This is a genomic window from Undibacterium cyanobacteriorum (genome assembly GCF_031326225.1).
In the GTDB taxonomy this organism is placed as follows: Bacteria; Pseudomonadota; Gammaproteobacteria; order Burkholderiales; family Burkholderiaceae_D; genus Undibacterium; species Undibacterium cyanobacteriorum.
This window is the reverse complement of the sequence record NZ_CP133720.1, coordinates 1,746,913-1,759,701: the sequence shown is the minus strand read 5'-3', so window position 1 is coordinate 1,759,701 and position 12,789 is coordinate 1,746,913. Positions and strand designations below refer to the sequence as shown.

The following is a 12,789-nucleotide window of genomic DNA, read 5'->3' as shown; positions in this document are numbered from 1 at the left end:
GAAGATTTGCGGCAGAATCAGGTGAATCATCGAATAACATCAAATGTTGCTCAAATTCATCACTATTTTCTGCAAAGTCCGTTATTTTACCAGAGCAGCGTCGCGCAGAATACAATTGCGACTTTCGCATCATTCTTATTTGCCCTATGGAAGGTCTCCACCTCACCGCCGATTGCTTCGAATGCCAATGTCCAATCGAGCTACTACTCGCACCAACACCACTAGAGGACTTATTACGCCAACGGACAATCGAGGCTGGCCTGACCATTGTCGGCGAGCGTTTCTTTCCCTTTTCGCATGAAGATGGCAGCGCTGCTGGCGTCACAGGAACGCTCTTATTGGCTGAATCGCACCTGGCAATTCATACTTGGCCAGAAAAAAGAGCCATCACCCTCGATATCTATGTCTGCAATTTCAACAATGACAATAGCGATAAAGCGCGCAGAATCCTCGCAAGCTTATTGCGCACATTCGCACCGAAAGATGTTCGGCAACAGGAATTACGGCGCGGGGTACCGGATCATGTTGCTCAGGCATCACCGAATTTCATCGAAGAGCGACTCACTAGTTCGACTTCCTTCCGCACGGCAGCAGACCAACTCATCTGCGAACGACAAAGTGCTTTCCAACATATTGAGATCCTGCAAACCAAAGAATTCGGCAAAGCTATGCGCATTGATGGCGCCATGATGACCACCGAGCGCGATGAACATTTTTATCATGAAACCTTGGTACATCCTGCTGCGATCAGCCTCCCCCATCTACGTGATGCGTTAATCATCGGTGGTGGCGATGGCGGCTCAAGCGAGGAGATTCTCAAATACAAGGCCCTCGAAAACCTCGTTCTTTGCGAAATTGATCCGGTGGTGGTTGAGCTTGCAAAGCAACATTTGACGAGTGTTCATGGCAAGGCGTTTAACGATCCACGACTCACCATCAAGCATAAGGACGGTTTCAATTTCATTCGTCATTGCGATCAACAATTCGATCTCATCTTGCTCGACTTGACCGATCCAGTTGCACCCAACGGCAGCAGTTGGGCTGAGTCGTGCATGAGCGCCCCGTTTTTCCAAGACTGCCACCGCGCTTTGAAAACTGAGGGGGCCTTGGTACTCCATCTCGGGAGCGAGTTTTATCATCCAACTCGTTTCACGACGACCTTGGCCAATCTCGAATCAAGCTTCGATCGAGTGAGGACGTATGTCAGCTACATTCCCTCGTATGGCGCTTTATGGAGCTTCGCTGTTGCCCTCAAGGGAAGTGAGCGGCTTGATCAAATTGATCCGTTTCTGAAAAAGGAGACAGAGATCTCTGAAATCATAGAGCGCCAAGGCCTACAGGGCTTACAATACTATCAAGCAGCGCGCCACTATGCGATGTTTCGCTTTTAAACACGACGAGGCTTCAATTCAGTCTCAACGGTAAAAAAGCCTTGCTTAGACCAGTGCTGCAAAAACCTTGAACCTCTACAATCATCAACTTCGAAACATCGTTCGAAGTAGGTATACATCATGGATCAAAAAGAAAAAAAGCGCCGCTCCAGCAAAGCACTCCCCCTTATGTTGGTCACCTCGGCCACGGTTGTGAATCTCGCTGGCTGTGGAGAAGACGACAGCAACAATAATCTAGCCACCGTTCGAGACGAATACAAAAGCCTCGAAGAGTGTGTTCAAGATTGGGGAAGCACCCAGCCTTGTGAGCCGCAAAAAGCTCCGCCCGGAAGTAGTTCCTTATCGAATACAGGCAACACCAGTGGTGGGCACGTTTATACCGGCCACTATTTCGGTCCGAGCTATTACGAAGGTCAACGCGAACATGCGCAGCGAAGCTTCCTCGGCAATCGAATCAATGCCAATGGTAGCAGTGCCTACACGGATCACGCGGTAAGTCGCAGCGTTACACGAAGTGTGAGTCGTGGTGGATTTGGGTCAAGTTCACGTGGCTTTTCTAGTGGTGGATAAGCATGATTCGTGAATCAAAACAAGTTCGCAATGGCTGGCAAACCCAATTCGAAGACCTCGGTTTCAGCTATCACTCCATTGATGGGCTGTATTGGGACGAGCGCTATGCATATCGCTTCAATTCGGCGCAAATCGATACGCTTGAACAAGCCACCATCGAGCTCCATCAAATGTGCCTTGAAGCGGTCGATCACATTATTCGAAACGGCCAGATCGAGCACTTTTCGATTCCTCGCGCCTTTTGGAGTGAAGTGGAAGATAGTTGGAAAGAGCGCGAATTTTCTCTCTATGGTCGATTCGATCTGAGCTGGAATGGCAGCGGCCATCCTAAGATGTTGGAATACAATGCAGACACGCCAACAGGTTTGGTCGAATCCTCCGTTGCGCAATGGTATTGGCTGCAAGATGTACATCCAGATGCAGATCAATTTAATTCCCTGCACGAAAAACTGATCGAGCAATGGAAAAAGTTGAATACGAAGGGTGTTTTACATTTTGTGTGCGCCGATAGCGAGGAAGATATTGGCAATCTTTCCTACTTACGTGACACTGCGATTCAAGCGGGCTTCGCCACCAAACAATGTCTCATTAGTAGTCTTGGTTGGGACGAAGCAAACGCAGAGTTGGTCGATGATCAGGACGTCAAGATCGACAATTTATTCAAACTCTATCCTTGGGAGTGGCTGTGTCGGGAGCAATTTTCCGAGCACCTTCTGAGCCGCGCGACACGCATCATTGAACCTGCCTGGAAGATGCTGCTGTCGAACAAAGCAATCCTCCCGATTTTATGGGAACGATTCCCCAACCATCCGAATTTACTGCCAGCCTTTCGCGAGTCGTGGCGAATCTCAGGCAATTTTGTAAAGAAACCTTTGCTTTCGCGCGAAGGAGAAAATATTTCTATCTACGCAGACGGCAATGTACTGCACACACCAGGAGAATATGGTGAGGAAGGTTTCATCTACCAAGCGTACGCACCACAACCAAAGTTCGATGACGGCATCACACCCGCTTACACATCGATTGGCTCTTGGGTGGTTGGTGATGAGGCTGCAGGTATCGGTATTCGAGAGGATGAAACTTTGATTACCAAAAATACGAGCCGCTTCATTCCTCATTATTTTGTCGACTAATACGAGAGGTCATAATAAATGGATATGCAATTTTTTTCTGCAGGTTTACTGGCTTTTGCCAGCCACTTCGCATCGGCAGTTGCCTTCCTCTTTGTTTTCATTGCACTCTACGTGCGCATCACTCCATACAAGGAAATCGCTCTGATCCGCGAAGGTAATACTGCCGCTGCCGCCAGCCTCTCGGGCGCAGTGCTCGGCTACTGCATCGCGCTCGCATCGTCAGTTGCACACAGTATCGATCTACTCGACATGTTGATTTGGGGCAGTATTGGCTTAGTCATCCAAATCATCGCTTTCTTCGCTACCAGACTGATGTTGCCCGACCTTGTACGTGATGTACCTGAGAATAAACTTGCCTCTGGCATTTTTCTGGGCGCCATCAGTTTAGGCATGGGTATTTTGAATGCTGCTTGCCAAACGTATTGAGCGCGATCCAATTGGCGCAGGCCAAGTCTATCTGCGCTTAAAGTGATTCTTTGTTTTTGTTTATTTGTTGTTGACCTATGCCCCGTTTCTATTGTCCTTGCCCACTCGTCATTGGTAGTACCATCGACCTACCCGCCGAAACGGCGCATCATATTTTCGTCTTACGGTTACAACTTGGTGACCAGCTTGAACTCTTTAATGGTGAAGGCGGATCATTCCTTGCTATTCTCATCGAAGTCGGCAAGAAACAGGCCCGAGCTGAAATCAAGCTTCACCGAGCCTTGGAGACAGAATTACCATTTGGCTTGAGCCTGGCCCAAGCTCTTCCCGAGGGGAACAAAATGGATTGGATCATTGAGAAAGCCGTAGAACTGGGCGTGTCCAATATCCAGCCACTTGCGGCGCAACGTTGCGTCGTCAAACTCAACTGTGAGAGAGCTGAGAAAAAGTCACAGCATTGGCGCAGTATCATTCAAGCTGCAAGCGAACAGTGCGGACGCAATCGACTCGCGCACCTTGGTGAACTCGTCGATGTACAGAAGTGGCTTACGCAACAAGACTTACATAAAAGGATTTTACTCTCCCCACGCGGCAGTGAGTCACTCGCCGATTGGGCCCGCCACCACTCAGCACAAGCCATCACCGTAATGATAGGACCTGAAGGCGGGTTCAGTGACGCAGAAGAGAAAATGGCCATTGAGCATGGCGCGATCTGCCTATCGATGGGCCCACGTGTACTCCGCACCGAGACCGCCGGAATTGTCGCTGCATCCATTTTAAGTGCGAGCTGGGGTGGCATTTAGGCTTCGCCAAACTGGTCATTGTAATCAAATTCTAACTTCGAGTTTCGCCGGTAAAAATTTCCAGAAAGCAAATAAAGTTACGTCTCGACACAAATTAGTGACAATTCTTATCGATTGGATGCAGTGTGCCACACTCCTCACGGCCCCCAGCCTCGCTATAATACGCTTTTGCTTATCCTATCGAATTAAGTGAGTATGCCGTGATGCCATTGAATTTAAGATCCAAAAACAAATCCGCATTCCTTTCAGCTACATTTGCGACGGTAGTCAGTGTCATGTTGAGTGCATGCGGCGGAAATGCCGACGCACCAACCCAAGCAACTTACACACTGAGTGCCCCACCAATGGCCGCGGCTCCGGCCAGTACCCCTATCGTGATTGCTGCCTCGCGCAATAGCTATGCCATCAAACGCACGCCATCTGGGTACGTGGCACACAACAAAAATGCCACAGGTGCTTTGGTGACGCCAACAGTGAGTCAGCCGCTATTGCAATTCAACGACTTCCTCGTAAACACGCAAATTGGTGAAAATTCAAAAACTATTCCCGCAAACACACTGAATAGCATCATTGAGCTCTATATCGCGTTCTTTAACCGCGTTCCTGATGCCAATGGTTTGTCGTATTGGATTGACCAAACGAAGGCTGGCATGAGTTCCGATGCAATGGCAAATAACTTTTATGCAGCGGCATTGATTTTTAGCGATGTCACCGGATACAGCAGTGGCATGTCAAACTCCGACTTCGTCAAGGTGATTTACAAGAATGTGCTTGGTCGTAATGAAGTCGATGCAGAAGGTCTCGCCTACTGGACCGCAGCACTTGAGAAACCAGCCGGAACACCGGGCGCAGAAACGCGTGGCACGCTGATTCGCACGATCGCAGGCACTGCACACAATTTCAAAGGGAATGCGCAATATGGCTGGGTTGCCGACTTGCTCGACAATAAATTAGCCGTCGGCACGTATTTTGCGGTTCAGCATGGACTCAACTATCTGAACGACAAAGCCTCTATCACGAATGGGGTTGCGATTGCCGCAGCGGTCACACCAACCGATACTACAGCTGCGAAAAATTTGATTGGCATGACTGATCAAAGCTTTGACTTGCGTTCAACCAGTGCAGCAACAATCGTCAATATGAAGACCAGTCTTGGCGACATCGTCGTCGAGTTGAACCCGAGTAAAGCTCCGATCACCGTGACAAATTTCTTGCGTTACGTTGACGTTGGATTTTATTCCAACAAGATTTTCCATCGCGTCATCAAAGATTTTGTAATCCAGGGTGGCGGCTTCACCGCCGATTTTATTCAAGCAAGCACCTACCCTCCGATCAAGCTTGAAGCTGGTAACGGATTAAGTAATATTCGTGGTTCGATTGCGATGGCGAGAACCAATGTGGCCGACTCAGCAACTTCTCAATTTTTTATTAACAATGTCGACAACATCACTTTGGACACATATAGCGGCGGATATGCTGTGTTCGGTCAAGTGATCGCGGGTCTAGACGTGGTTGACAAAATTCGCGTCGTACCGACCAGCACGCGCGGTGCATACACGGATGTTCCAGTCAGCAACGTGGTCATCACCTCGGTTACAAGGGTAAACTAAAAACAATACTGTTTTCAACCTGACCAAGGAAAAGCAGACTTTACCGACAAAGTCTGCTTTTTTATTTGTGATTACAAAATCCCCCTGACAAAGCGCGAAGACAAGAGTATTGTTTCGCTTCATTTAATCCATCCGGCTACAGTCGCCATATCAAATCATCGGCAAAATAAGACTCCCAATATATGCAACACGAATCTCAATTAATTGAATGGGAAGAAGATGGCCATCTTTTTCAAGCGCTGTGGCAATCGGCTAATCATGCACCGAAACCAAAGCGTTTCTTTATCGGCGATGACACCTTAACAGCCGACAAAGCTTATCGTTTGGCCTGCGAAGGCACTGCAATTATTTGGCGCGGAGACTTCCAAAATGCAAAGCAATTATTGCAGGCGATGAGCCGTCGTTTGCCCAATTCTCGCAAAGCAAAGAATTCCGCTGGCTCGAACAAGTCGAACGAAACATCCACGAGCATGGATGGATCGGTTTTCCATTTACACAGAAGAGACCAAGTCCATCGAAGCCGCATCCTGGGCATGCTTCTCATTCCTGTCACGACTGGCTTAGAAATTCCTCTCCGACGGGCTCCTGACGTCAAGGAAGCACTTCAAGGTGCCCTGCAAACAAACCAACTTACCGCACAAGTTGCTCTGATCATCATGAGCTTAAAGGAACTACTAGGAGTAATCGGTGCTCATCAATGGCGTAAGAACGGTGTCGAGATTCCAAGTCTAGGAACAAAGATCTACCCGCATTACGGAGTGTATTCCCCGGTACGTGGAGAGTATCTTGAGCTACTTGCCAAAGCACCTTTACCGACGCAAGAACTTGCATTCGACATTGGAACTGGCTCAGGCGTTATTGCGGCCTTGCTCGCAAAACGAGGGATCAAAAAAATTGTCGCGACAGATATCAGTGCGCAAGCACTTCAATGCGCACGTGAAAATCTTGAACGACTTGATCTGCTGAAGCAAATCGATTTACTTGAGGTCAATCTCTTTCCAACGGGGCGAGCGGGATTAATTGTCTGCAACCCACCTTGGCTACCCGCCAAACCAAGCTCTGCGATCGAATCGGCCATTTACGACCCAGACAGTCAGATGCTCAAAGCTTTCTTGAAGAGCGTAGGCCAGCATTTAACTGACACAGGTGAAGCATGGCTGATCATGTCAGATCTTGCTGAACACCTCGGACTCAGAACCCACAAGCAACTTTGGGATTGGATCACGGAAGCAGGACTTCATGTCGTCGGTAAGCTTGATATTCGTCCTAAGCATGGGAAAAGCAGCGACAAAGAAGATACCCTGCATGAGGCAAGAAAGAAAGAGATTACTTCATTGTGGCGCCTTCGTGTTTTGTAGATACGCAAGGGCACCCAAGATCGCTTCAAAAAACAGAAAATGCCGCTCGAAGCGGCATTTTCCTAATATCGGCTACTAAAAGCCGAGTTCTACATCAGCTTACTGTACTGTTGCGACCAAGCTTGCACCAGAAACTGCAGCGTATGCGTTCACCAACACGTAGTACGTACCTGCCGCTGGAGCGCTGAAGGTAATCGTTTCGGTGTTCGTTGCGCCATCAGACTTCTTGTCGTAAGTCGTTGTGGTCGGTGCGGAACCCAATTTCGCATAAATATCACCGTCACCACTACCGCCACTCAATTTGATCGTCAAACTCGTTTTTCCGGCAGGTACACTAATCGTATAGACTTTTGATGCGTTGAGTGCCAAAGCCACTGATACAGGCACACCACTTGTAAGTACGTTACTTGTAGTGCCAGTCTGGTAAGTTGCGACGATCGATGCGCCATTTACCGCAGAGTAAGCATTGGCGAGCAAATAATAAGTACCTGCTGTTGGAGAAGCGATAACGATAGACTCCGTGTTCGTCGATCCATCAGATTTCGCCAAATAGGAGGTCGTCGTTGGTGCGGAGCCTAATTTCGTATACAAATCACCATCACCTGTACCGCCAGACATCTTGAAGCTCAGGTTACTTGCACCACTTGGTACAGCAAACGTGTAAGTTGCTGCAGCACCAGTCGCCGCAGAGAACGTTACCGCGACATCCTTAGTCAGTGTGCCGCCTGCTGGTGGCGTAGTCGTACCGCATCCACCGCTCACACCAACAGCAGAGAATGCAGCAGTCACATCAGCCACTGTATAGGAACGATTGGCAGCCGCTTTTTCTACGCCGCATGCGCCTTGATTGAAGGTGCTATTTGCTGTCCAGTACAAGCGATTTGCATCTGCGAAAACTTCAAACGCCTTGCGAGTATTCCAACCAGCTTTTGTTGCCAACAAATAGAATGCCTTGTTGAACACGCCACTAGTGTGATGGACGTCCATGCTACTCGTGTAATTGGCGGCATTATCAATGGAACGACCATCTTGTGGTGGATTATCCATGTAACGCAATGCGCCAGAACCTTTGAAAATATCTGCGCCAACTTTGAAATCATTTGTGCCGAGCACATAATACTTCGCAGCTTCACCAGCAATATCAGAGAAAGCTTCGTTCATACCGCCCGACATCCCCGAGTAAACCAAGCCAGAATTCTGCTCGGTGAAGCCGTGGCTCACTTCATGCGAGGTCACATCCAAAGACACCAAAGGATAGAAAGTTGTAGCGCCGTCACCATAACTCATCGCGGAGCCATCCCAGAACGCATTTTCATAGCTGCTTCCGTAATGCACTTTCATGACCAATTTTTGGCTGATCGGACGAATACCCAACCAATCTTGATACATGTTAAATACTTTGTTGCCAAAATAATGTGCGTCGTTCATTGGTGCATAACCACCATTGATCGTTTTCACTGTGTTGCGCGGACATGTAAATGAATGAAGCGTACCAGAACCTGAGGTGGCACCGTTCATATTGTAAGTATCGACATTGGTGCTGCTCAATTTACATGTTGAACCGCTGACCGTTACATCGAGATAACCATATCCCGCCGTCGTGCCGTATTCACGCTGTCCTGTTTTTGCATTTCCGCCAGGGCCCGTGCCGGTCAAAGAATGCGTAATGCCTTCCCATTTTTCGAGGACTGCACCAGAATTCGCGTCAATCATGAAATGCGGGCGGCTCGGAGCGCCATTCTGCGATGTCACAAAGGAAGTCAAATAAACTAAACGGGCGACGCCGTTTGCATCCTGTTTGACATACAGTTTGGTTTGATCATTATCAGTTGCACCAATCGTGCGCGCAGCAACCTTCGCCGCGCTCAATGCTTGAGCGGCACTGAGTTTTGGTTTTGCCGATGGAATATCGGTCGCCAAATTACTGAGCATCGCACCATGGAAGCTACGGACTGGTGCGGACGCTGCGAAGCCATTTGGTGTGTCGGCGTGTTCTACAATCGTTTCACCCCAAACTGGAACACCTTGATGCAATTGTTCATAACGGCGTACTACGCGACCACCAGCATATTCTTTACTACGTACTTCGCGTAAATCTGCTGCTGCCAATCCTAAGGTTTCTGCAACTGTTGGCGTCGCACCTGCGAGCGACTTTACTTGGTTCGCATTAATCTTTGACAAATCAACACGATCGGCTGCTATCGCATCAAATGATGCTGCGATCAACAATGCCATCATCGTTGGGCGAATAATACTTTGAATCTCTAATTGACGTTTCATTTTTGCTTACCTTTGTTTCTAACTACTCCCTATGAATTACACAATCTGCGCTTGTGGCCCAGATCCCCCATTTTCTTTACCGTTTTCCGTCAATGTCGCGACACTGCGTGGTAAAAAGCTCTTTTCAAAAACTGATAGAAAACCACGGTTTTTCTCAATTTTTATTCGGCAGGGATGAGTAAAACAGATGAAAGTTTTTATGAAAACATTTAAAAATGACTACACAAGGCATCAATTAGAATAACTGGCCAATGCCGCCAAAAAAAATTCGGCTATCCAGATGAATTCTCGAAAAGATAAAGGCATCTTAGCTAAAAATTAAAACATTTGATGCGGAATTAATTTACTAAAAATACAAGCACTACATATAAAAAGTAAAAATTTAAAAATACAACATGCTTAAAGAACAGCAATATTTTCATTTCCGAGTTGAAACGAATGAAAAAAAAACACCATCTACACAAATAGTCTTGCAACAGAAAAAGGCGCCGCAATTACATCGACGAGCCGAAAAAAAACCGCGTTGGGACGCGGTTTTTCCGTGATGTTTTTCCGTCTCACCGTTGAGCAACAGCATCTACAACACAAAGAGCTGTCATATTGACGATACGACGTACCGTAGCGGAAGGGGTCAAGATGTGTACAGGCTTCGCGCAACCAAGCAAAATAGGGCCAATCGCGATGTTATTACCTGCGGCTGTTTTTAACAAATTGTAGGCAATATTGGCTGCGTCAATATTCGGCATCACCAATAGGTTTGCATCACCCTTAAGCGTCGAAAATGGCATCGTCTTCGCGCGGTATTCGCTATCAAGTGCTGTATCCCCGTGCATCTCGCCATCAATTTCAAGATCTGGTGCATCACGACGAACGATCTCCAGAGCTGCGCGCATTTTCTTGGCCGATTCGCTGTTGGCAGAACCAAAGTTTGAATGGGATAACAATGCAGCCTTTGGCGCCAAACCAAAACGTCGCATTTCCTCAGCAGCCAAAATCGTGATTTCAGCAATTTGTTCGGCATTAGGATTCTCATTGATGTGCGTATCGACGAGCACCAACTGACGATCCGGTAAGACCAAACCATTCATCGCCGCATAGACATTCACACCAGGACGTTTGCCGAGCACCTGATTGACATAGAATAAGTGCAGACTGCCAATCCCAAAGGTACCGCAAATCATGCCATCCGCATCACCTTTATGGACCATCATCGACCCAATCAAAGTATGCCGACGACGCATCTCTAGTTTCGCATATTGTTCGGTAATTCCTTGACGGCAGGTCATTTGATGGTAGGTCTGCCAGTAGTCACGATAACGCGGGTCCATTTCTGGATTGATCATTTCGAAATCAATGCCAGCGCGCAAACGCAGACCAAATTTTTGAATACGTTGTTCCAAAATGTGCGGACGGCCAACCAAAATTGGGCGCGCTAAGTTTTCGTCGACCACCACCTGCACCGCACGCAATACACGCTCTTCTTCCCCCTCGGCAAACACGATACGTTTGCGTTCCGGCGGCGCTTTTTTCGCGATCTGGAACAAGGGCTTCATGAAGGTGCCACTGTGATAAACAAATTGCTGCAACTTATCGATGTAGGCCTGCATATCCTGAATCGGCCGTTGCGCCACACCGCACTCCTCGGCAGCCTTGGCAACCGCTGGCGCAATCTTGATCATCAAGCGTGGATCGAATGGCTTAGGAATGAGATATTCCGGACCAAATGACAAATTCGAAATGCCGTAGGCAGATGCCACCACATCGGACTGTTCAGCCTGCGCCAAGTCGGCAATCGCGTGCACTACTGCGATTTCCATTTCACGCGTAATGGTCGTCGCTCCGCAGTCCAAGGCGCCACGGAAAATATACGGGAAGCACAGCACGTTATTCACCTGATTCGGAAAATCAGAACGCCCCGTGGCCATCACTGCATCATCGCGAACCGCTTTCACCTCTTCCGGCAAGATTTCTGGTGTTGGATTGGCCAAGGCGAGGATCAAGGGCCTCGCCGCCATTTTCTCGACCATGTCTTGTTTCAAGACACCACCTGCAGATAAACCCAAGAAAATATCGGCACCATCGATCACTTCGCGCAGACTACGTGCTGGCGTATCTTGTGCAAATCGTTCCTTGTCAGGATCCATCAATTCAGTACGGCCTTTATAGACCACACCCGCCAAATCCGTGACGAAGATATTCTCGATAGGGAAACCAAGATCAACGATCAAATCCAAGCACGCGAGTGCTGCGGCACCTGCGCCCGACACCACCAATTTACAGTTCTTAATGTCCTTACCGACGACTTTCAAACCATTCAAAATCGCTGCACCAACAATAATTGCCGTACCGTGTTGATCATCATGGAAGACCGGAATCTTCATGCGTTCACGCAGCTTACGTTCGATGTAGAAGCATTCTGGGGCTTTAATGTCTTCGAGATTGATACCACCAAACGTCGGCTCTAAAGCCGCAATCACATCAACCAACTTGTCTGGATCTGGTTCATTGATCTCAATGTCGAAAACATCGATACCCGCAAACTTTTTAAACAGAACACCCTTCCCTTCCATGACGGGCTTAGACGCCAATGGTCCGATGTTGCCAAGACCTAAAACGGCCGTTCCGTTGGTAATCACAGCGACCAAGTTGCCACGTGCCGTGTACTTATAAGCCGCGGATGGATCCGCCACGATTTCCTCGCATGGCGCAGCAACACCTGGAGAATAAGCCAAGGCGAGGTCACGTTGATTGGTTAATTGCTTGGTTGGAGTAACGCTGATCTTACCTGGGGTCGGAAGCTCGTGATATTCCAAAGCTGACTGTCGAAGCTGCTGACGAATTAGTTCTTTTTGTTCTGGCGTGTTCATTCGGGGAATCCTTCAATTTAACGACGTGTTGCGAGGCGACTGTGTCTGCACGTTTTTTATATTTTGTTAGTACTGACATTATCCCATTATCGCCTAAGTTGTACGACAACTTCAAACGAATTGCAATCGGACTAAGTTTGGATAGCTTCGGCAAGCTTATGGCAGCCTAGCTTAATTTTTAGCGGTCTGTAGATTCTAGCAGACAGGCAACTTTTACCTTATACGTATTTATACGATGCCTATGTTTTTTTTGCATAAATCAAACCGAATTACGAAATCTATTGAAGAAGTGCTAGGCATAGAATTTAGCTATTCAATTGATAAAATCAATTGTTTTTACTTATTAATTGA

9 protein-coding genes are annotated in these 12,789 nt (G+C 47.9%); 7 read left to right on the top strand and 2 right to left on the bottom strand.

The annotated features are described in order from the left end of the window. Nucleotides 1–146 precede the first annotated feature (146 nt). The 7 genes from speE (at nt 147) to RF679_RS07220 (ending at nt 7,291) form a co-directional block, all read left to right on the top strand. Nucleotides 147–1,391: a polyamine aminopropyltransferase gene (gene speE, locus RF679_RS07250; protein WP_309483550.1), complete on the top strand. Its 1,245-nt coding sequence runs from the start codon at nt 147–149 to the stop codon at nt 1,389–1,391. A gap of 120 nt (nt 1,392–1,511) precedes the next feature. Then, nucleotides 1,512–1,961 carry a hypothetical protein gene (locus RF679_RS07245; RefSeq protein WP_309483549.1) on the top strand — a complete coding sequence of 150 codons (450 nt, stop codon included), beginning with the start codon at nt 1,512–1,514 and terminating at the stop codon, nt 1,959–1,961. 2 nt (nt 1,962–1,963) lie between these two features. Then, nucleotides 1,964–3,094, top strand: a complete 1,131-nt coding sequence (locus RF679_RS07240; protein ID WP_309483548.1) for a glutathionylspermidine synthase family protein — start codon at nt 1,964–1,966, stop codon at nt 3,092–3,094. A 24-nt stretch (nt 3,095–3,118) separates the two neighbouring features. Continuing rightward, on the top strand, nt 3,119–3,520 hold the full coding sequence (locus RF679_RS07235; RefSeq protein ID WP_309483547.1) for a DUF350 domain-containing protein: 402 nt from the start codon (nt 3,119–3,121) through the stop codon (nt 3,518–3,520). Between the two features lie 77 nt (nt 3,521–3,597). Next, nucleotides 3,598–4,323: a 16S rRNA (uracil(1498)-N(3))-methyltransferase gene (locus tag RF679_RS07230; protein WP_309483546.1), complete on the top strand. Its 726-nt coding sequence runs from the start codon at nt 3,598–3,600 to the stop codon at nt 4,321–4,323. A gap of 275 nt (nt 4,324–4,598) precedes the next feature. After that, nucleotides 4,599–5,933 carry a peptidylprolyl isomerase gene (locus RF679_RS07225; protein ID WP_309483545.1) on the top strand — a complete coding sequence of 445 codons (1,335 nt, stop codon included), beginning with the start codon at nt 4,599–4,601 and terminating at the stop codon, nt 5,931–5,933. Nucleotides 5,934–6,115: 182 nt separating this feature from the next. Beyond that, on the top strand, nt 6,116–7,291 hold the full coding sequence (locus tag RF679_RS07220; protein WP_309483544.1) for a class I SAM-dependent methyltransferase: 1,176 nt from the start codon (nt 6,116–6,118) through the stop codon (nt 7,289–7,291). Nucleotides 7,292–7,390: 99 nt separating this feature from the next. On the opposite strand, the gene RF679_RS07215 is transcribed toward RF679_RS07220, so the two are convergent. Both RF679_RS07215 and RF679_RS07210 read right to left on the bottom strand, forming a co-directional pair. Then, nucleotides 7,391–9,571, bottom strand: coding sequence for a M4 family metallopeptidase (locus tag RF679_RS07215; RefSeq protein ID WP_309483543.1), 2,181 nt, complete (start codon nt 9,569–9,571; stop codon nt 7,391–7,393). Nucleotides 9,572–10,128: 557 nt separating this feature from the next. After that, nucleotides 10,129–12,438: an NADP-dependent malic enzyme gene (locus RF679_RS07210; protein WP_309483542.1), complete on the bottom strand. Its 2,310-nt coding sequence runs from the start codon at nt 12,436–12,438 to the stop codon at nt 10,129–10,131. Nucleotides 12,439–12,789 lie beyond the last annotated feature (351 nt).